The sequence below is a fragment of the Umezawaea sp. genome (assembly GCF_057122925.1).
The window spans coordinates 77,995-99,197 of the sequence record NZ_DBNGPQ010000096.1; the positions used below are offsets into that span (position 1 = coordinate 77,995).

At 73.2% G+C, this 21,203-nt stretch carries 15 protein-coding genes; 9 read left to right on the forward strand and 6 right to left on the reverse strand.

The genetic code is table 11. The features are described from left to right. Positions 1-377 precede the first annotated feature (377 nt). From AC156L_RS22200 to AC156L_RS22225, 6 genes are all read left to right on the forward strand, one after another. Complete coding sequence (locus AC156L_RS22200) at positions 378-1,490, forward strand: sensor histidine kinase (RefSeq protein WP_330874890.1); 1,113 nt, start codon at positions 378-380, stop codon at positions 1,488-1,490. Positions 1,491-1,584: 94 nt separating this feature from the next. Beyond that, entirely contained in the window at positions 1,585-2,322 is a 738-nt protein-coding gene (locus AC156L_RS22205; protein ID WP_330874891.1) for a hypothetical protein, read from the forward strand. A 4-nt stretch (positions 2,323-2,326) separates the two neighbouring features. Beyond that, complete coding sequence (locus AC156L_RS22210) at positions 2,327-3,217, forward strand: ABC transporter ATP-binding protein (RefSeq protein ID WP_330874892.1); 891 nt, start codon at positions 2,327-2,329, stop codon at positions 3,215-3,217. After that, positions 3,214-4,779 carry a hypothetical protein gene (locus tag AC156L_RS22215; protein ID WP_330874893.1) on the forward strand — a complete coding sequence of 522 codons (1,566 nt, stop codon included), beginning with the start codon at positions 3,214-3,216 and terminating at the stop codon, positions 4,777-4,779. The genes AC156L_RS22210 and AC156L_RS22215 overlap by 4 nt, the downstream gene beginning before the upstream one ends. A 137-nt stretch (positions 4,780-4,916) precedes the next feature. Beyond that, entirely contained in the window at positions 4,917-10,088 is a 5,172-nt protein-coding gene (locus tag AC156L_RS22220; protein ID WP_330874894.1) for a CHAT domain-containing protein, read from the forward strand. A 160-nt stretch (positions 10,089-10,248) separates the two neighbouring features. Then, positions 10,249-11,568, forward strand: a complete 1,320-nt coding sequence (locus tag AC156L_RS22225; RefSeq protein WP_330874895.1) for a DUF2252 domain-containing protein — start codon at positions 10,249-10,251, stop codon at positions 11,566-11,568. Positions 11,569-11,577: 9 nt separating this feature from the next. On the opposite strand, the gene AC156L_RS22230 is transcribed toward AC156L_RS22225, so the two are convergent. Both AC156L_RS22230 and AC156L_RS22235 read right to left on the reverse strand, forming a co-directional pair. Further along, a complete protein-coding gene (locus AC156L_RS22230) occupies positions 11,578-11,997 on the reverse strand; it encodes a hypothetical protein (protein WP_330874896.1) in 420 nt (139 codons plus the stop codon). Beyond that, a complete protein-coding gene (locus AC156L_RS22235) occupies positions 11,990-12,370 on the reverse strand; it encodes a hypothetical protein (protein WP_330874897.1) in 381 nt (126 codons plus the stop codon). The genes AC156L_RS22230 and AC156L_RS22235 overlap by 8 nt, the downstream gene beginning before the upstream one ends. 196 nt (positions 12,371-12,566) lie before the next feature. On the opposite strand from AC156L_RS22235, the gene AC156L_RS22240 reads away from it, so the two are divergent. Then, a complete protein-coding gene (locus AC156L_RS22240) occupies positions 12,567-14,402 on the forward strand; it encodes a LamG-like jellyroll fold domain-containing protein (protein WP_484407224.1) in 1,836 nt (611 codons plus the stop codon). Between the two features lie 92 nt (positions 14,403-14,494). Continuing rightward, positions 14,495-16,168 (forward strand): PstS family phosphate ABC transporter substrate-binding protein, encoded by a 1,674-nt coding sequence (locus AC156L_RS22245; protein ID WP_330874899.1) that lies wholly within the window; start codon positions 14,495-14,497, stop codon positions 16,166-16,168. Between the two features lie 3 nt (positions 16,169-16,171). On the opposite strand, the gene AC156L_RS22250 is transcribed toward AC156L_RS22245, so the two are convergent. The 4 genes from AC156L_RS22250 to AC156L_RS22265 form a co-directional block, all read right to left on the reverse strand. Beyond that, the gene (locus tag AC156L_RS22250; RefSeq protein WP_330874900.1) at positions 16,172-18,061 is read right to left on the reverse strand and encodes a pectate lyase family protein; all 1,890 of its coding nucleotides are present in this window, start codon (positions 18,059-18,061) and stop codon (positions 16,172-16,174) included. Next, positions 18,058-19,047: a pectate lyase family protein gene (locus AC156L_RS22255; protein ID WP_330874901.1), complete on the reverse strand. Its 990-nt coding sequence runs from the start codon at positions 19,045-19,047 to the stop codon at positions 18,058-18,060. The genes AC156L_RS22250 and AC156L_RS22255 overlap by 4 nt, the downstream gene beginning before the upstream one ends. A gap of 12 nt (positions 19,048-19,059) precedes the next feature. Then, positions 19,060-20,091, reverse strand: a complete 1,032-nt coding sequence (locus AC156L_RS22260) for a pectate lyase family protein (RefSeq protein WP_484407225.1) — start codon at positions 20,089-20,091, stop codon at positions 19,060-19,062. Between the two features lie 216 nt (positions 20,092-20,307). Next, positions 20,308-20,757 carry a MarR family winged helix-turn-helix transcriptional regulator gene (locus AC156L_RS22265; RefSeq protein ID WP_330874903.1) on the reverse strand — a complete coding sequence of 150 codons (450 nt, stop codon included), beginning with the start codon at positions 20,755-20,757 and terminating at the stop codon, positions 20,308-20,310. A 59-nt stretch (positions 20,758-20,816) separates the two neighbouring features. Between AC156L_RS22265 and AC156L_RS22270 the strand changes: the two genes are divergently transcribed. Further along, a complete protein-coding gene (locus AC156L_RS22270; RefSeq protein WP_330874904.1) occupies positions 20,817-21,188 on the forward strand; it encodes a VOC family protein in 372 nt (123 codons plus the stop codon). Positions 21,189-21,203: the final 15 nt, after the last annotated feature.

Sequence of the window (21,203 nt, forward strand, 5' to 3'; positions counted from 1 at the left end):
CCCGCACGGCACCGTCGTGGACCTCGGGCCGTTGGCGCCGACGAGGCCGTTCGGCGCCAGGTCCACGGGATGGCTCCCGCGCGACCGGGCGGCCAGGACCCGTCGATCCCACCCGCTCCCTGCGGGCCCGGAACTCGTGGGTGCCGGAGCCGACCAGGTTCCTGGCGCGATCGTCCTGGACCGCGGCACCGGGCGGAGCGGTGACCCGGTTCCCGTCGCGCACCCGCACGAAGACCCCGCCCGTCGCGCCGACGGGCGGGCTCACCCGCGGCGTGCGGCGGTCCCGGTCGCGGGTCCAGGACGAGCCGTGCGGGCGACCGCACCGTCCTCAGTGGACTGGAACGGGGCGGGGCTCGGCGGTGCGTAGGCTTCCCGCCATGCGCGAAACCCGCCGTCGGCTGGTCTGGCTCGTGCCCTGTGCACTCCTGCTGCTCCTCCCCTCGGCCGCCGCTCCGCCGGGGGCGTTCGTCCTCGCCCTGACCGCGACCGCCGTCCTGTTCGCGGCGCTGTGGCGCTGGCCCGCCGGACGGGTCGGGCTCGCCACCGCGGTGGTGGCGGCCTCGGTGGTGTCGCTCGTGGTGGACGTGGTCCACGGCGGCCGGGCCAGCCTCGCCCTGCTGTGGATGCCGTTCGAGTTCGCCGGTCTGCTGGTGCTGCTCGGGCGCGCCGTCCGGCTGGTCCCGGCCGGACGTGTCGTCGCCGTCGCCGCGCTCCCGGTCGTCGCCGCTCTGGCGCTGCCGCTGCGGTTCACCCTGCACGAGTCGCCGATCAGGTGGGACACGTCGGTGCTCGGGTTCGTGCTGGTGCCGTTCCCGCTGGCCGTGACGATCGGGATCGGGGTGTACCTGCGGGGCCTGGACTCCCGCCGGGTGGAGGCGGTGGCCGAGGCGACGGTGCGGCAGCGGCTGGAGATCGCCGAGCTGCTGCACGACTTCGTCGCGCACGAGGTGACCGGGATCGTCGTGGAGGTGCAGGCGGCGCAGTTCGTCGACTTCGACGAGGCCGAGGCGCGGGCGGCGTTCGCGCGGGTCGAGGAGGCGGGGCTGCGGGCGCTCGACTCCATGGACCGCGCGGTGGCGACCATGCGCGAGGGCCCGAGGGCCGAGGGGGCCGTCGGCCTGGGCGACGTGCCCGAGCTGGTCGGCCGGTTCACCGGGTCGGCCGTCCGCTGCGAGCTGGCCGACGCCGCCGTGGGCAGGCTCGACCCGGTCGCGGACGGGGTGGCGTACGCGGTGGTGCTGGAGGCGCTGACGAACGTCCGCAGGCACGCGGCGGGCGCGTCCTCGGTGCGGGTGGCGGTGGACCTCGTGCCGGGGCGGGGGATCGAGGTGTCGGTCGTCGACGACGGCGGCGCGCGGGGCACGACCCGTGCGGGCGGCGGCAGCGGGCTGGCCGGGTTGCGCGAGCGCGTCGAGGCGGTCGGGGGCGCGGTGAGCGCCGGTCCGCACGGCTCGGGGTGGCGGGTGGCCGCCGTGTTCCCCGTGCGGTGATCCGTTCGCCGATCTCTGCCGAACGGCAGATGTCCGATCCGCGGGGCCGCCGGAAGCTGGGGAAGCCGACAGATCCCCGACCTCCGGAGCGACAGTGCCACCACAGAGGACAACCGCGACAGCCCTGACCGCCCTGCTGGTGGCCGCACTGGCCGGGTGCCAGGGCGGGGGTTCCGCCACGACCGACTCCCGGTCGTTCGACTTCACCGCGGACAGGCTGGTCATCGACTCCCGCGAGGTGGGCCTCGTCGTCGACCAGGGCGCGGCGGGCTCGGTGCGGGTCGACCGCACGCTCACGGGCAAGGCCGCCGACGCGGGCGCCGCCGCGCTGGCCCTGGAGAACGGCGTGCTGCGGGTCGGGGTCGACTGCGGCGGCGTCACCCTGACCTGCGAGGCCGAGCACGTCGTGCGCGTGCCACCCGGTGTCGCCGTCGAGTTCCGCGGCTCCGGGAGCCGGGTGCGGGCCGAGGGCCTCACCGGTGACGTCACGGCGACGCTGACCGACGACGCCACGATCGCCCTGGCCGAGCCCAGCGGCACGCTGTCGTTGGACGCCACGGACAGCAGCATCACCGTCACCGCCGCGACCTCGCCGTCGGTCACCGCCGTCACCGCGGTCGACGGGGACGTGTCGCTCCAGTTCGCCTCCCCGCCCCAGCGGGTCGAGGCCCGGTCCGCGGGCGGTCACGCCGCCGTCGTGCTGCCCGCGGGACCGGAGACCTACCAGGTCGACGCGGCGGGCGCGCAGCCCGTGGCCCACGACCCGGCCAGCACCAGGACCGTGGTCGCGCACGCGGGCGACGGCCGCGCGACCGTGACGAAGGCGGGGTAGCGCCGTGCTCGAACTCCTCGACGTCACCAAGGTCTACCGCGGCGGCAAGCGGGCGGTGGACGGCGTCACGCTGACGCTCAACCCCGGCATGATCGGCCTGCTCGGCCCCAACGGCGCGGGCAAGTCCTCGCTGATGCGCGTCGCCTCCACCGTCACCCGCCCCACCTCCGGCCGGGTCCTGTTCCGGGGCACCGACGTGGTGTCCCACCCGAACGCGCTGCGCGAGGTGCTCGGCTACCTGCCGCAGGACTTCGGCGTCTACCCGAACCTGACCGCTCGGGAGTTCCTCACCTACCTGGCCGCGGCCAAGGGGCTCTCGGCCCGCTCCGCCAGGGCCCGCATCGACGAGCTGCTCCAGCTCGTGAACCTCACCGAGGCGCTGAAACGACCGCTGGGCAAGTACTCCGGCGGCATGATGCGCCGGGTCGGCATCGCCCAGGCACTGCTCGGCGATCCGCAGGTGATCATCGTCGACGAGCCGACCGCCGGTCTCGACCCGGAGGAGCGGGTGCGGTTCCGCAACCTGCTGAGCGACCTGTCCGCCGAGCGCGTGGTGCTGCTGTCCACCCACATCGTCTCCGACGTCGACTCGGTCGCCGCGGACATCGTCGTGGTCGCCCGAGGCAGGCTGCTGCGCCGCGGCGCGCCGGAGGACCTGCTGCGCGACGTCGACGGCCAGGTCTGGGAGGCCACGGTGGCCGCGGCCGAGGTCGCCGCCGTGCGGGCCGTGCACACGGTCAGCCGCGTGGTCCGCACCACGGCGGGCGTCCGGCTGCGGATGCTGTCGCCGTCGCGCCCGTCGGCCGCCGCCGAACCGGTGGCACCGGACCTGGAGGACGCGTACCTCAGCATCATCAACGGTTCCACCGCGGCGCACGGGGTGGTGCGGCGGTGATCGCGCTGGTGCTCGGCGACTTCCGCGACCGGGTGCGCAGGCCCGCCTGCGCGGCGACCCTGCTGGCGGCGGTCCTGCTCGGCTACCTGGCCGTCCCCGCGTCCGACTCGCAGTGGACGATCGTGCAGCTCGGTCCCTACCGCGGCCTGTACACCAGCGCGTACGTGGGCACGGCCACGGCGCTGGCGAGCACGCTCTGGTTGCTGCTGGGCGGTTTCTACGTCGTGCGCAACACGATCGCCCGCGACGAGCGCACCGCCGTCGGGCTGCTGCTGGCGGCCACGCCGCTGCGCACCCCCGCCTACCTCGCGGCCAAGCTGCTCAGCAACGTGCTGGTGCTGACGTCGATGCTGGTCGTGCTGGCCGGGACGGCGCTGGTGATGCAGTTCGCCCGCGGCGAGTCGACGTCGGTCGACCTCGGTGCGCTGCTGCTGCCGTTCGCCGTGATCGCCTTCCCGGCCGTGGTGCTCACCGCGTCCGCGGCCCTGTTCTGGGAGTTGACCCCGGTCCTGAAGACCGGAACGGGCAACGTCGTCTGGTTCTTCTGCTGGATGGTCGTCGCGATCGGCGGCCAGAGCCCGTCCGCGCCCCTGGGCGGACTCGGGGTGAGCGACGTCGTCGAGTCGCTGGGCGCTGACATGGCGGCCGAGGGCCTGGACGTCACCGGCGCGGAGTTCAGCCTCGGGCTCACCGCGCTGGACGCGCCGCTCATCCCGTTCGAGTGGTCCGGGTTCACGCCCGACCCCGGCTTCCTGGTCTCGCGGCTCGTCGTGATGGGCGTCGTCGTGGCGCTCGCGCTGCTGCCGGTGGTGTGGTTCGCGCGCTTCGACCCGTCGCGCGACGCCGGGTCCGAGCCGGAGCGGCCCGACACCGGTCTCGACGTGCCGATCCTGGTCGAGTCCGGCGCGTTCGACGTCCGCGGCGGGCTGACGACGGTGGTGCGGCGGGGGAGCGCGGTCGCGGCGTTCCCCCGGCTGCTGGTCGGTGAGCTCCGCGTGCTGCTCCAGGGCGTGTCGAGGTGGTGGTGGATCGGCGCCGCGCTGGTCGCCGCCGTCACGGTCGCCGTCCCGCTCGCCGGGGTGAGCAGGGTGCTGCTGCCCGTGGCGTGGCTCTGGCCGGTGCTGCTGTGGTCCCGCCTCGGCACCCAGCGGCACGAGTTCGACGTCCAGGCCATCCTCGCGCCGTACCCCTCGGTCCCGCTGCGGGCGGTCGCGGAGTGGTCGGCGGGCGTCGTGCTCACCGCGGGGACCGGTGCGGCGGCAGCGGTCCGGATGGTGCTCGCGGGTGATTCGGCAGGCGTGGCGGCGTGGGTGGCCGCGGTGCTGTTCATCCCGTCGCTGGCCCTCTTCCTCGGTTCGGTCAGCCGCACGCACCGCGTGTTCCAGGCCGTCTACGTCCCGATCTGGTACGCCGGGATCAGCGGGCTGCCGGTGCTCGACCTCATGGGTGTCCTGCGCGCCGAGGACGGGAGACCGCTCGGCCCGCCCGCGCCCCTGGTCGCCGCCCTGGGTGTCGCGCTGGTCGCGGTGGTGGTGGCGTTCGCGGGCCGCCGACCACGCTGAGTAGCGCGGTTCGGCCGGATGGTGATTCACCCGTTCAGGCCGTGCCCCGCTGCTAACGGAGGGCCCCTCCCCGCGACTCCAGGGACATCAGGCGCGCCTGGTGGTGCCGGGCGGTCGGGGCAGGAGGGCGGGTCACGATGGCCGTCGAGTTCACCGTGCGCGGCAAGGGGGTCGCGGAGCGGTCGGACCGGGACGACTTCGCCGAGCTGTACGGCGACGACGTCCGGTACGAGGTCAGGGGCGAGGTCCGGCTCACCGGCGTGAGCCGGGGCGAGGCCGAGGCGGTCGCGCTCGACGGTGAGGACTCCGACGTCGTCGAGGTCGAGGACTCCGACGGCGTGGTGACCTTCCACCGGGCCGGGGGACTGGTCGAGCGCGCGGGCGGCGGCGACCTGACCGCGTACCTCGACTCCACCACGCGCGGCGGGGGCGCGCGGCTCGCCGCCGTGCGGCGCTCGGCCGTCGCGGTGCCGCAGGACGTGCGGGAGGCGGTCCGCGTCGTCGACGCCGCCGTCGGCGCGCAGGTGAACCGCTCCGGTCTCATCAGCGCCGCGGTCGACCTGGCCGTGCGCCCGCTGTTCGACGAGGCGGCGAGGGCCGCGATGCGCAAGGTGGTCGACTGGATCGACGAACCGGTGTCGCCGGGGGACCACGTGCCCGACGCGGTCTGGCGGCGCAGGCCGAAACCCCGTGGCGTGTACCAGATCGGCGAGGACCTGCGCCTGGCCAGGACCGGTCCCCTCAAGTCCGCGCCGCCGTCCGCCGACGACCCGTTCCTGGTGCTGCTGCACGGCACGTTCTCCCACACCGAGGGCGCCTTCACGGCCCTGCGCGACACCGCGGAGTGGAGGGCCGTCGCGGCCCGCTACCGGGGCAGGATCCTCGCGGTCGAGCACGCGACCCTCGGCCTCACGCCCGCGCAGAACGCCCTGCACGCCGCCGCCCACCTGCCGGAGGGCTCCCGGCTGCACCTGATCAGCCACTCGCGCGGCGGGCTCGTCGGGGAGGCGCTGAGCTACGCGGCGAAGCACCGGCCGGTCCTGGACACCTTCCCCGACGGCCACCCCGACCGCGACGCGCTGCCGCGGCTGCGCGAGGTGCTCGTCGACCGCGGCGTCACCGTGGAGCGCTTCGTCCGGGTCGCCTGCCCGGCCAGGGGGACCACGCTCGCGTCGCACCGCGTCGACCGGTGGGCGTCGTTCCTGTTCAACGTCTTCACCCTCGTGCCGGGGCTGCGCGAGACCGGGATCGCCGCGCTGGTCAAGAAGTTCCTCCTGACGTTCCTCGAACAGCGCACGGACCCGCGGATCGTGCCGGGGCTCGAAGCCCAGATGCCGGAGTCGCCGTTCCTGCGGATGCTGCTGTCGGCGCAGTCGCTCGACGACGGGCTCGGCTCGATCGCGGGCGACGTCCAGGGCGCGGGCATCGCGCGGAGGCTGCTGACCCTGGGCGCCGACCTGTTCTACCGCGAGGACCACGACTACGTCGTGCCGACGTCCTCGATGTCCGGCGGCGCCACCCGGACCACGCCGCGCACCAGGTCCTTCCAGGGCGGGGACGTCAACCACGGCGCGTACTTCGCCAACCCGGACAGCAGGCGCGCCGTGAAGGCGTGGCTGGAGGCGAAGCCGGGGGAGGCGGTCGAGGGGTTCGAGCCGCGCGTCGCGCCCCGGTCCCAGGGGCGTCGGGGCGGTGTCGACGCCGCCGTCCAGGGCGAGGTGCTGCTGGTGCCGGACGTGTTCGGCTGCGCGCTGAGCCAGGGCGGTCTGCCGACGTGGCCGGACGTGTCGCGGTTCGTCGGCCTGCGCGCGGAGCGGGTGCTGACCGGGCAGACCAGGCCGGAGGCCCTCGTCCCGGCCTACGCGGAGCTGGAGGGCGTGCTGGGGGAGCGCCACCGGGTCGTGCCGTTCCCGTACAACCCGCGCGTGAGCTTCGAGCAGTCGGCGGCCCGGCTCGCCAAGCACCTCCGCGCACGGGTCGACGGCGGTGGGGCGCCGCACCTCGTCGCGCACGGCACGGGCGCGTTCGTCGTGCTCGGCGCGCTGGGGACCGACGGGCTGCACGCCGCCTGGCGCGCCGCCGGTGGCCGCGCGGTGCTGCTCGGGCCGCCGCTCGACGGCAGCCCGCTGGTCGAGGCGCGGCTCGCGGGCCGCGACGAGCTGACCGCGGCCATCGCCCTGCTGGACGGCGGGGCCACCACCGAGGAGGTGGGCTCGTGGCTGGGGACCTGGCCGACGCTGACGGCGCTGCTGCCGGGCGCGGCGGCCGAGAGGGCGGCCCTGCTGCCCGCCGACTGGAGCGGCATCAGCGCCGTGCACGGCACCGCGGACCAGACCGTGTCCGGCGGGACCGCGGCAGGCGGGTTCACGGTCTCCTCCGACGGCGACGGCTTCGCGCCGCACACCGGCCGCCGGGTGCGCGGACCGGCCACCTGGTACGCGCTCGTCCCGCACGCCGACCTGCCCTCGGACCCCGACGTCGCGGCGGTCGTGCTGGACCTGCTGGCCGGCCGGTCGCCCGCCAGGATGCTGACGTCGCCGCCCGCCGGGTCTCCCCGCGAGGCCCCGATGCCCGACCCGCGCGGACGGCTGCTGCTGCCCACCGACGACGAGGTGGTCCGGACGGCGTGGGGCGGCGGACGGTCGACCGCGCGGCAGGCCCTGCGCGTCTCGGTGGTGCACGGCCACCTCGGCTCGGTGCGCGGTCCCGTCCTGGTCGGCCACCAGGACGGGACCTCCATCGGCGGCGCCGAGCGGGCCGTCGACGACCACCTGAACAGGGCCCTCGAACGACGGCTCGACATGAGGCAGTACCCCGGCCCGCTGGGCACGTGCGAGGTGTTCGGGAACGCGGACGGCCCCGCGGCGGTGGTCATCGGCGTCGGCGACGCGGGCGACCTCACGCCCGGCGCGTTGACCGCGGGCGTCATCCAGGCCGTTCTGCGCCTGGCCGCCGTCCACGAGGACCGGGCGCTGCCGGACGTGCCGCCACCGCCGCTGTCGGTCTCCGCGGTGCTGATCGGCACCGCGCTGGTGCCCCCGATGCCCGTGGAGAACTCGCTCAGCGCGATCGTGACCGGTGTCCGGCAGGCGAACCGGCGGCTGCGCGACCTGCGCGCCGGGGCGTTCGTGGAGGAGCTGAGGATCGTCGAGCTGTACGAGGAGCGGGCGATCCAGGCGACCAAGGCGGCGACGCAGCTCGCGCGCTCCCTGCACGGCGAGGTCGTCGTGGAGCGCCTGATGCTGGAGAGCGGCGACGGCGAGTCCGGCCTGCCCCGGCCCGACTACCACGACGACATGTGGCGGACGGTCCGCATCGTCGCCGCCGACCCCGAGGACCGCGTCCACGTGCACGACCACCTCGTCGAGCTGTCGTTCACCAGCATCGGCAGGCACGCCCGCGCCGAGCAGCGGGTGAACACCAGCCAGCGCGGGCTGCTCGACGAGCTCGTGGCCGAGGCGGTCGCGGACGTCAACCCGGACGCGCAGCTGTTCAACACCCTCTACGAGCTGCTGGTCCCCACCGGGCTCAAGGGGCAGGGCTACGGCAGCGAGCACCTGATGGTGGTCGTCGACGAGCAGGCGGGCGTGCTGCCGCTGGAGATGCTCGCCACCCGCACGGAGGACGAGGGCGTGCTGCCGCTCGCCGTGCAGGTGGGCGTGATCCGGCGGCTGGAGAGCCGCACGTTCACCGAGCTGACGCGACCGTCGTCCGGCAACGCCGCGCTGGTCGTCGGCGACCCCGCGGGCACCGGCCTGCCCCGGCTGCCCGGCGCGCGGGCCGAGGCCCACCACGTGCGGGAGCTGTTGCAGGGCATGGGGTACGACGTCACGTCGATCATCCCCGGCGAGGACGCGGAGGAGGACGTCGTCGACATCCTCAACGCCCTGTTCCGCCGCGACTACCGCATCGTCCACATCACGGGCCACGGCCACCACGACCCGGCCGACCCCACCCGCAGCGGCGTCCGGATCGGCCACGACGCCTACCTGGGCGCGCTGGAGATCGCGAAGATGCGCACGGCGCCGGACCTCGTGTTCGTCAACTGCTGCCACACCGGCGCGATGGGGCGGTCCGGCGAGCCGGTGCGGGCGGACCGCCTCGCGTCGAGCGTGGCGCGGCAGCTCGTGGAGAACGGGGTGCGCGCGGTGATCGCCGCGGGCTGGGCGGTGGACGACGCCGCGGCCGAGGCGTTCGCCGACGCGGTGTACGGGGAGCTGCTGGGCGGTCGCGACCTGGGCATCGCCACCCTCGAAGCCCGCAAGCGCGTGTACCGGGACTTCCCGTCCACCAACACCTGGGGCGCCTACCAGGTGTACGGACCGCCCGCGTTCCGCCTCGACCCGGCGAGCAGGCGGACCCCCGCGCCGGAGCGGCCGGTGGCCCGCCGCGAGTTCGCCGACCGCCTCGACGACCTCAAGCGCCGCGCCGCGGGCTGCCGCGACGACGAGGTGGGCGTGCTGGCCGACGAACTGCGCGAGCTGCTCGCCACCGTGCCGTCGGACTGGCTGCGGGGGCAGGAGCGGTCGCGGACCGGCGACGTGTGGATGCTGCTCGCGCACTACCGCGAGGCGGTCGACTGCTACGAGACGGTCCGCCGCGAGTGGGACGCGGTCGGGTCGGTCAAGAGCCTCGAACAGCTGGTCAACGTGCAGGCGAAGTGGGCGGTGGAACGCGCCCGGCACCCCGACGGGCCTGGTCCGGACGCGGCCGTGCTGCTGGCCGAGGCCGAGAGGTCGGCGAACCTGCTCATCCAGCTCGGCGAGACGCCCGAGCGGTACTCGCTGCTGGGCGGCGTGGCCCGCAGGCGCGCGCGGTGCGTGCCGCCGGACCGGCAGGCCGACCTCACCGCCGCGCTGGTCGCCGCCCGCGACGCCTACCGCCGTGCCGTCGAGCTGCACCACGAGCGGACCGGCGAGGTCGACTTCTACCCGGCGCTCAACGAGGTCGTGCTCGGCTGGCTGGTCGGCAGGCGGTGCCCCGAGCAGCCGCTGGACGAGGACCGGGCGCGGACGCTGATCGCGCGGTCGCGGGAGGCCGCCGCGAGCGCCCGGCGGGCGGACTTCTGGGCTCAGGTGACGGAGCCGGACGCGGCTCTGGCCGAGGCGCTGCTCGGAGGCACGCTGCCCGCTGAGGTGGATGCCATCGCGAAGGCGTACGCGAGGGCGTTCGTCCGGTCGAGTCGTCGTGACCGGGCCACCGTGGGGGAGCACGTCGACGTCCTGGTTCGCGGGTTGCCGTCGTCGTGCGAGCGGGACGTGGCGGCGTTGCGGGACCTGCGGGCCAGGTTGGCCGTGCCGACCGCGTGAGCGGACGGGCGCGTTCGTCCGATGTGGAGGATTTGCCCGATCACCGGTGCCCCGCGGGTGGAACCGGTGGGCCGTCCGCGGCGTCCTGGACGTGGAGCGGTGTTGGCGTGCGTCGCCGGAATCGGCGAAGATCACGACCGCTCGACGAAAGGGGCACCGGATGACTGACCGCGGCGACCGCATCGTGGCCGTCCTCGAAGACGCGTTCGAGGACCTGATGTCCGCCGATCCGGCCGCGTTCCGGCACAAGTTCCGGAAGATGGCGGCCGAGCCGTTCGCGTTCTACCGGGGCAGCGCGTGCCTGTTCTACGCCGACATGGCCGAGGAGCCGGACGAGTGGGCAGACGAGCGGACCGGTCGGGTGTGGATCCAGGGCGACCTGCACGCGGAGAACTTCGGGACCTACATGGACGCCTCGGGGACGTTGGTGTTCGACGTCAACGACTTCGACGAGGCCTACCTCGGGTCGTTCACCTGGGACGTGCGGCGGTTCTCGGCGAGCATGGCGCTGCTCGGGTGGCGCAAGGCCCTGCCGGACAAGATCATCGAAGACCTGGTGCGGACCTACGTCACCTCCTACGTCGGGCAGGTCCGGTCGTTCGCGGAGAACCCTGGCGACGAGCTGTTCAGCCTGCGCCTGGACAGCACGGAAGGCGTGCTGCACCAGGTGCTGCTGCGGGCCAGGCTCGCGACCAGGGTCGAGCTGCTCGACGAGACGACCGTGGTCGTCGACTACGAGCGGCACTTCCGCCGCGACCGCTCGGGCGTGCGGGAGCTGGGTGAGGAGGAGCGCGCGACGGTGGAGCGGGCGTTCGCCGCGTACCTGGAGACCATCCCCACCGGCAAGAGGGCCAGCAGCAGCCTCACCTACGCCGTGAAGGACGTGGTGGGGCGCAGCGGGTTCGGCATCGGCTCGGCCGGGCTGCCCGCGTACAACGTCCTGGTGGAGGGCCGCACGCAGGCGCTGGAGAACGACGTGGTCCTGTCGATGAAGCAGGCGAACGTGGCCGCGCCCAGCCGGATCGTCCGCGACGAGCGCATCCGGGAGTACTTCACCGACCACGGCCACCGCACCGCGGTGTCGCAGCGGGCGTTGCAGGCGCACGCCGACCCGTGGCTCGGGCACACGCGGGTGGACGGCGTGGGCTACGTCGTGGCGGAGCTGTCGCCCTACGTCTCGGACCTCGACTGGTCGGACCTGACCGAGCCCGCGGACATGCTGCCGGTGCTGGGCTACCTCGGCCGCGCCACGGCCAAGATGCACTGCGTGGCCGACTCGGACTCCGAGCAGACGCTGGTCGACTTCCAGTGCGAGGAGGCCATCGCCGCCGCCATCGGCGACCGCGACGAGGAGTTCGCCGATTCGATCGTGGAGTTCGCCCTGCGGTACGCCGCGCAGACCCGTGAGGACCACCGGCTGTTCGTGGACGCGTTCCGCGACGGGCGGATCAGGGGGGTCGGGTCGACCGAGGCGTCGTGACCCGCCGAGCTACCGCGCGGAGGAGTTGACCCGGCGGATCCACAGCAGGCCGAGGACGGGCAGGACCAGCGGGATGAAGCCGTAGCCCTGCCCGAACCCGGACCAGACGGTGGCGTCCGGGAAGGCGTCGGGAACGACGAGGCTCACGGTGCCGACGACGAGCACGCCCACCAGTTCGACCGCGCAGGAGACCAGCGCGACCCGGCGGGACGTGCCGTCGCCGCGGGCCAGCGCCACGGTGGCGAGCACGTAGACGACGGCCGCGAACGCGGACAGCAGGTAGGGCAGCGGCGCGTCGGAGAAGCGGGTGCCGATCTGCACGGCCGAGCGGGCGGTCGCGGCGAGCGCGAAGATCCCGTAGACGGCGATCAGGAGCCGGCCGGGGCCCGACCGGGTCGCCTCGGCGAGGTCGGTCGTCGGCTCAGGCATGGCCCGCCCAGATCTGGGTGAGGCGCAGGATCATCGCGGGCACGCTCAGGCAGCCGACCAGCAGCACGCCGGGGCCGAACCGGGTGCGCTCGGCCAGCGCCCACACCACGGCGACGGGCACGACGACCACGGGGCCGAAGAGGTACCCGACGAAGGTCAGCTCGTCGATCTCCCGGTCCGCGCCGCTCATCCGCACCAGGCCGACGACGGCCTGGACGACCAGACCGATCTCCAGCAGCACCAGCGGGACGCCGATGGCCGTGGTCGGCGTGGAGCCGAGCGCGAGCGGCCGGTCGGCGATGACCATGGCGAGCGCGCCCGCGGCGATCAGCAGCGCGATGACCGTGAGCACGGTGGGCAGTACAGCGATCATGCGGATTCCTCGAACATCGACCGGGGACGCGGCCGTTCAGCTCCCGTCGTGCGGAACCCTACCCGGCGCGTCCCGACCGGCGTCCGGGGGCGAGATTTCAGCGGGTGTGCGGCTGTTGTTCGACCGCACGTCCACCACCTGCCGGTGGGGGCCGCCACCCTGACGTCCTCACCCGAACCCCTGGAGGAACCACCCCATGGCCGACGAACCCCGCACCGGCGACATCGGTCGGCGCACGCTGCTCCAGGCGGCGTTCGCCGTGCCCGCGACGGGCGCGCTGCCTGCCACCGCGAACGCCGGGGCGTCGGCCGGGACGTCGCCCGACGGGGACGGCTCGCGGTTCACGATCGCCGTCCTGCCCGACACCCAGTACCTGCTCGACGAGGGCGGGTCGGACCCCGAGCCGGTCCGCCACGCCCTGCGGGCGCTGCTGGAGCGGCGCGACGTCGTGTTCCTCGCGCACCTGGGCGACGTGACCGAGCACGGCACCGAGCGCGAGATGCGCACGGCCGACGCGGTGTTCCGCACGATCGACGGGCGGATGCCCTACAGCGTCCTGGCGGGCAACCACGACGTTCCCGGCGGTTCGGACGACCAGCGCGGGTCCACCCCGTACTCGCGGACCTTCCCGCCGGGCAGGTTCTCCCGGATGCCGACGTTCGGCGGCGTGGAACCCAAGGGGTACAACAGCTTCCACATCGTGAAGGCGGGCGGTCGGCAGTGGCTGGTGCTCGCGCTGGACTGGCGCGTGTCCGACCGCGGCCTCGCCTGGGCGCAGCGGGTCATCGACGACCACCGGACGCTGCCCGTCATCCTCACCACCCACGACCTCGTGTCCGCCGACGGCGGTCGGGCCGAGCTGTCCGCGCACGGGCAACGCCTGTGGGACAACCTGGTCCGGCGCAACGACCAGGTGTTCCTCACCCTCAACGGGCACTACTGGCCGCCCGGCCGCACCACCCTCACCAACGACCACGGCAACCCCGTGCACCTGCACGTCACCAACTACCAGGACCGCTACTACGGCGGCGCGGGCATGGTCCGGTTCTACACCTTCGACCTCGCCCGCGGCGTGATCGACGTGGAGACGTGCTCGCCGTGGCTGCTCACCCGCGGCGACACCGTCCCGGAGGTCGAGACCGCGCGGCTCACCGGCGACGCCGACCGGTTCTCGGTGGAGGTCGACTTCCGGACCCGCTTCGCCGGGTTCGCCCCGCCGGTCCTGCCGAAGCCCCGACCGGCGTCGGCCGTGCTGGTCGACGGCACCGTGGCGTACTGGCGGTTCGACACCGCGGGCCTGCCCGCCGCCGGGGCCGCCGGGCAGCCCGTGGCGCCCGGCAGCGTCGCCCGCGACCTGACCGGCAACGGCAACGACCTGACCGTCCAGCACCTGAACGCGAGCGGAACCGACGTGCTGACGTGGTCGGACGAGCACCACGACACCCAGCCCGCCCACGCGAGCCTGCGGTTCGGCGGGGCCCGCGACCCCGATCGCGGCGCGATCCTGCGCGCGGCCGAGTCGGCGCCGGTCAACCGGATGAGGTTCGAGTCCGGGTACACCATCGAGACCTACCTCAAGCTGCCCGAGCCGTTCGAGGGCGACCACGCGTTCATGGGCGTGCTGAGCTGGGAGGGCCGCAGCGGTGACGCGGGCAAGACCAGCGGCTGGTCGCCGGAGGAGCCGACGTGCAGCCTGAACGTGTCGGGCGAGCGCTTCCTCCAGTTCGTCGTCTACCCCGTGCCCACCGACGCCGACCCGACGTCGTGGAGCCACGCGATCCCGACCGGCCGGTGGACGCACGTGGCCGTGGTCAACGACGGGCGGCGCACCACGATGTACGTCGACGGCGCGAAGATCGCCCGGAACGCCTCGGAGGAGTCGAAGGGCATTTCGACGCTGGGGAAGCCGTTCGTGATCGGGGCGACGCAGTTCGCGTTGCGCTACGGGCACGGGTTCTACGGCTGGATCGGTGACACGCGGATCGTGGCCAGGGCTCTGCGGCCGGGGCAGTTCTTGACCGCGGTCCGGTAGCCGCGGGTGGAACTCCGGGTGAACGGACGGTCGACGGGGACCTGGAGCGGTGGTGGACCGTCGAGAATCCGGTTCTGCGGAGAGGAGTTCTCGTGGTCGTGCAGAGGGCGTTGCAGTCGGTGCTGGACTTCCTCGGGCCCGGCAACGTCGTGCTGGGCATCGTCCTGCTGATCGCGACGCCCTTCGTCGACCGCTTCCTCATCCGGCGCAAGCGGATCACCTACCGGGTGCTGTACAACTCGAAGATCGGGCTGGGGCTGGAGAAGCTGCACGACGGCACCGAGCCCGCCAAGGCCGGTCAGCGGCAGCTCTACCAGGTCTCCGAGCTGCTGGACCGGATGAGCATCGTGGTCATCCGCATCCGCAACACCGGCGGGTACGACATCGACGCCGACGACTTCGAGCGCCCGCTGTCGTTCACGTTCGGCCGCCGGGTCGTGTGGAACGCCCGCGTGTCCGAGGCGAGCACCGAGGAGATCCGCGCGCGGGTCAGGGCGGGCCTGCGGTTCTTCGGCGCAGGCACCGGGCCCGAGCCGGTGGAGCGCGACAGCCTCCGCACCGTCCGCGAACGGCTGCCGCTGTGGATGGCCAGGTGGACCGGTGCCGCGCAGAGCCCGCAGGTGGAGGTCGAGCAGCAGTGGCACGGCGTCCGCGTCGAGGACCTGGCGCTGCGGCGCAAGCAGAAGTTCAAGCTCGTCGTCATCCTGCGCGAGCCCGACGACAGCGGTGTCACCAAGGACATCGAGGCGTCGGGCAAGCTCAGGGACAGCGGGCTGCTCAAGGACGAGAAGCGCGAGCGGCTGGTCACCCTCCCCAGGGCGACCGGCGCGCTCGCCGTGCTGCTCACCGCGTTCCTGGTCCTCAGCCTGGTGTTCGTGCCCCCGCCCGCGGACTCGACGGTGGCGTGCGTCCCCGGCGTGCTGCGGGTCGAGGGCTCCAGCGTGTTCATGCCGGTCGCGCAGGCCGTGGCGCAGGACTACGAGCGCGTCTGCGGGAGCCGGGGCGCGCGGGTCGCGACCACGCCCACCGGCAGCGTCGAGGGGGTCCGCGCGGTCACGGCGCTCGGCCCCGACGACACGGGGCTGCTGGCGCTCGCGGACGGCAGGCAGGACACCGACGGCGCGACCCCGCACTCCGAGCAGGTCGGCATCGTCGTCTTCCACGTGATCGTGAACGCCTCGGTCGGACTGGACACCGTGACCACGGCCCAGCTGCGCTCGATCTACGACGGCACCACCACCGACTGGAACCAGGTGCGGGGAGGGGAGTCGCTGCCGATCCGCATCGTCGGCCGCGGCGGGGAGTCGGGCAGCCGGGAGCTGTTCGAGCAGAAGGTGCTCGGCACGGGTGAGGGCGAGCTGTCGTCCAACGGCTGCCGGACCAGGGACCGCGTCCCCGGCGCCGCGACGATCCGGTGCGAACGCGGATCCAACCCCGAGGTGGCGCGCGAGGTCGGCCGCACGGAGGGCGCGATCGGCTACGCCGACGCCCCGTCGGTGGCGCAGGCCCGCAAGGCCGATCCGCTGACCGCGCTCACGGTCGACGGCAAGGCGTTCGACCCCGCCGTGGGCGTCGAGTCCGGCTACTCGTTCTGGACCGTGGAGTACCTGTACACCAGGGCGAGGCCGCAGCCGGGGTCGCCCGCGGCGAGCTTCGTGGACTACCTGCTGCGGCACGACAGCGCCCGCGCCAGGCTGACCGACGCGGGCTACCTGCCGTGCACGACGTCCGAGGGCGCGCCGCTGGAGCTGTGCAACCACCGGTGAGGGTCAGATCCGGCCCGTTCCCGCACCCGCGGTGACCAGGGCCTTCACCTCGGCCGGCGGGTCGAGGGCGTAGGAGTAGTAGGCGCGCGGGTCCTCGACGGTGCCGCCGACCACGGGTTCGCCGCTGTCGACGTAGACGTTGTCCCGCTCGACGATGCTGCCCTTCGGGCCCGAGTAGCTGGTGGTCATCGGCTCCTCGACGTCCTCGAAGTAGTTGCCCTCGACCCAGCAGCCCGACCGGTTCTGGCACGCCACGCCCGTGTCGCTGTTGGCCACGTAGTAGTTGTTGAACACGTGCACCGGGTTGCCGAAGCGGGTGCGGGGGTTGCGCTGCGGCGTCCGGTCGAAGAAGTTGTGGTGGTAGGTGACCCTCAGGTGGCCGGTGTCCTGCGCGGCGTTGCCGTCGTCGTGGCCCAGCAGCATGTTCTTGGTGTGGTGGTGGGTGTGGTTCCACGACACGGTCACGTAGCTGGAGCCGCGCTTGACGTCGATCAGGCCGTCCTTGCCCGCCGACAGGTCGTTGTGGTCGATCCAGACGTGGTGGGAGAACATCTGCACGTTGATCGAGTCGTCGCTCGCGGCGCGGAACACCAGGTTGCGGATGATGACGTTGTGCACCGCGTTCGCCGGGGGAGTGGTCGCGTCGCCGACCGGGAGACCGATGTTCAGGCCGCCGCCGGTGATGCCGGACCCCGAGCCGACACCGATGACCGTCTTGTCCGACGACACGTCGTACATGCCCGCCGCCAGCGTGATCAGCCCCTGCACGCGCACCACCCCCGGCCCGTCGGCCTTGATCGCGGCGATGAGGTCGGCGGCCGTGGAGACCGTCACCTCCGGGCCGCCCGCGCCACCGGTCGTGCCGCTCTGGCCCAGCGCGGTCACCGAGGCGAAGCCGACCGGTCCGTCGGCCAGGGCCGTGGCGACCGGCTTGCCGACCCCGGCGCCAGCGCGGACCTTCGCGGGCACCGTGTTCGGGTCGTCCACGGTGTAGGGGTAGAACTGGCGCGGCTCGGTGACGGTGCCCGCCGCCTCCGGCGCGCCGGAGTTGACGAAGACGTTGTTCCGCTGCACCAGGCGACCGGGATCGCTCTCGAAGACCCGCACCTTCGTCGGCGAGGCCACGGTGTCGAAGTGGTTGCCCTCCACCAGCACGCCCGCGTCCATCGCGGTCGCGACGCCGTAGGAGTCGGTGCCGGTGATGCCCAGGTAGTAGTTGTTGAACACGTGCGCCGGGTCGGCGAACCGGACCCGCGGGTTGCGCTCGGCGGTGCCGTCGAAGAAGTTGTGGTGGTAGGTGACCCGCAGCTTGCCCCGGTCCTGGCCCCCGTTGCCGTCGGAGTGCCCGACCAGCGAGTTCTTCCGCTGGTCGTGGAAGTGGTTCCAGGACACGGTCACGTAGTCCGAGCCGCGCTTCACGTCGAGGGCGCCGTCGTGCGCGCCGGACAGGTCGTTGTGGTCGATCCAGACGTGGTGGGCGCCGTCGGTGATGTTGACGGCGTCGTCGCTCGCGCCGGTGAAGGTCAGGTTGCGGATGATGACGTTGCTGGTGCCGTCGACGTCCAGGCCGCCGCCGGTGATCCGCCCCGCGGTGCCGACGCCGACGATCGTCTTGTTCGACGCCACGTCCTGCATCCCGCTCAGCGCGATCGTGCGGTCCACCTGGACGACCAGCGGCTCCGCGCGCTCGACGTAGTCCCTGAACTGGCTCGCGCTGGTCGGGGTCACGACCTGGCCGCCCGCGCCGCCGGTCGTGCCGTCGCGGCCCAGCGCGTTCACCGACGCGAAACCGAGGGGGCCGGCCTCCGCGGCGATGACGGCCGCGGGCGTGGTGATCACCGACGTGACGCCCGCGACGAGCAGCGCGGCGAAGGCGAGGGTGGCTGTTCTCACGAGGTCCTCCCCTGGGTTCGGCCGACGCCCGCGCCCGCGCTGACGAGGGAGGGGACGGCGGTGGGGTCGTCCGGGGTGTAGGCGTAGTAGGTGCGCGGCTCGACGACCGTGCCGAGCGTCGCGGGCGTGCCGGAGCCGACGTAGACGTTGTTCCGCTCGACCACGCGGCCCGGTCCGCTCTCGTCGTAGCCGGAGTAGATCGGGTGGGCGACGTTCTCGAAGTAGTTGGCCTCGACCAGCACCCCGGCGTCCTCCGTGGACGCGACGCCGTAGAGGGTGTTGTTCCGGAAGTGGTTGTTGTAGACGTGGATCGGCTCGCCGAAGCGGACCCTCGGGTGCCGCTGGGCGGTGCCGTCGAAGAGGTTGTGGTGGAACGTGACCCGCAGCTTGCCGCGGTCCTGGCTCCCGTTGGCGTCGGAGTGGCCCAGCAGCGCGGTCTTGCTGTGGTCGTGGAACCGGTTCCAGGACACGGTGACGTAGTCCGCGCCGCGCACGATGTCGATCAGGCCGTCGGCGCCGCCGCTGAGGTCGTTGTGGTCGATCCAGATGTGGTGGGAGGACTGCTGGACGCTGATGGCGTCGTCGTCGGCCCCGGTGAACCGGAGGTTGCGGATGATGACGTTCTGCCTGCGGTACAGGTCCAGGCCGCCGCCGGTGATCTCGGCGTTCGAGCCGATCCCGACGATGGTCTTGTTCGACCGCACGCCCTGCTTGCTGCTGATCCGCATCACGCCGTCGACCTGGATCACGTACGGCTCGTCGCGGTCGCAGTAGTCCAGGAACGTCTCGGCGTCCCGCACCGTGACGACCGACCCGCCCGCGCCGCCCGTGGTGCCGTTCTGGCCGAGCGCGGTCACCCCGGCGAAGCCGTCGGCCGTGGCCCGGGGCGCCGCTGCCCGTGCCGTCGCCCGCGCCGGTCCCGCGCTCGCCGCCAGCGCGGTCGCCGCGGCGCCCGCGAGGAGGGTTCGTCTGCTGATGCCGTCCACGCGCTCTCCTCCTCAGACCTTGCCGACGCCCGCGCCCGCGGGCACGACCGTCGGGACCTCGGCCGCCCGGTGCGGCGTGTAGGCGTAGTAGGTGCGCGGCTCGACCACGGACCCGCGCACCTCGATCTCGTGGTTGCAGTCGACGAGCACGTTGTCCCTGGCGACCATCCGGCCGAGGTCGCCGCTGAAGTCGACCCGGCCGGGGTTGTTGACGCTGACGAAGTGGTTGCCCTCCAGCACCACGCCCGCGTTCATCGCGGAGGCGACCCCGTAGCTGTTGTCGCGGTAGAGGTTGTTGTAGACGTGCACCGGTTCGCCGAACCGGACGCGCGGGTTGCGCTGGTCGGAGCCGTCGAAGTGGTTGTGGTGGTAGGTGACCCGCAACCGGCCCACGTCCTGCGCGGCGTTGTCGTCGTCGTGGCCGAGCAGCAGCGTCTTGTCGTGGTCGTGGAACCTGTTCCACGAGACCGTGATGAAATCCGATCCGCGTTTGACGTCCACGGCCCCGTCGTCGCCGTTGGAGAAGTCGTTGTGGTCGATCCAGACGTGGTGGCTGAACATCTGCACGTTGACCAGGTCGTCGGTCGCGCCGGTGATCGTCAGGTTGCGGATGATCACGTTGTGCACGGCGTTCGCGGGCGGCGAGGTCACGTCGTCGTCCACCGGGAGGCCGATGTTCAGGCCGCCGCCGACCAGTCGTGCACCACTGCCGAGGCCGATGATCGTCTTGTCGGAGGCGACGTCGTGCATGCCGTCGCTGGAGCCGGTCGGCAGCGTGATCGTGCCGCTCACCTGCACCACCAGCGGTTCCGGGCGGGCGATGTGGTCGAGGAACTGGGCCGTGGTGGTCGCGGTGACCACGGCCCCGCCCGCTCCACCGGTCGTGCCCGCCTGGCCGAGGGCGGACACGCCCGCGAAGCCGTCGGCCGGTGCGAGTGGTGGTGGCGCCGCCGTGGCGGGCGGTGCGGCCAGCGTCGCGGCCAGCACCGCCACCACGGCGGCGACCCGCGGCAGGGCGCGGTCGATCCCGACGTGCGTTCCCATCTGGGAGGTCCTTTCGAGAAGAGCTTCCGGAGCGGTGGCGGCGTCGGGAAAGCACTTTCTGAATGTGGACCGTAATTGTTTGTTTCGGGCGTGTCAACGCCGTGTCACGTATGCGAACGGATTCACATCTGTGGATTCGTCGAATTCATTCGACGATTCACGTACGTGTTTTCGTGAATGAATCCACGTTGTTCGGAATACCGTTCTCCGGGATGGTCAGGCGTCCGGCGCGAGGGCGCGGACGCAGGTCGCGAGGTCGTGCAGGAGCCGCTCCTGCTCGGCCGCGGAGAACGGTGCCAGCATCCGCAGTTCGACGGCCCGCACGGCGGCGCTCGCGGCGGCCAGCAGTTCCTCGCCCGCGGGGGTGAGGCGGCTGGGCAGGGCTCGGCCGCGGGGCGCGGTCGCCGGGCGGGCGACCAGGTCGCGGTCCTGGAGGCCGCGCAGCACCAGGTTCATCGACTGGCGCGTGACGAACGCGCCGCGCGCCAGGTCGGCGTTGGACAGGCCGGGGTGCCGCGCGATCAGTTCGAGGCAGGCGTACTGCGGCACGGTCAGGTCCAGCGAGCGGAGGGCGGCGTCCATCGTGGTGCGCAGCGCCGCCGCCGCCCGCTTGAGGCCGTAGCCCACCGACTCGTCCAGCGGTCCGACCGCCTCCGCTTGCGCCATGTCAGCATCATGACATACGTTCTGCGTGTCAACACGCTGACATCCAACGGGAGGACCGCATGACCGTCACCGGACCCGACTTCCTCGCGCTCCAGGTGCGCGACCTCGACCGCGCGGCCGAGTTCTACGAGACCCACCTCGGGCTGCGCAGGGCGACCGCGTCCCCGCCCGGCGCGGTCGTCTTCGACACCGCGCCGATCCCGTTCGCGGTGCGCGAGCCGCTGCCGGGCGTCGACCTGGACGCGGCGACCCCGCGGCCCGGTCTCGGCGTCGCGCTGTGGTTGCGCTCCGACGACCCGCAGGCCCTGCACGACCGGTTGGCGGGCGAGGGCGTCCCGATCGTCGCGCCCCCGGTCCAGGGGCCGTTCGGGCGCACGTTCTCCTTCGCCGACCCGGACGGCTACGCGGTGACCGTCCACGGCGACGCCTGACGGGGACGTTCGCCC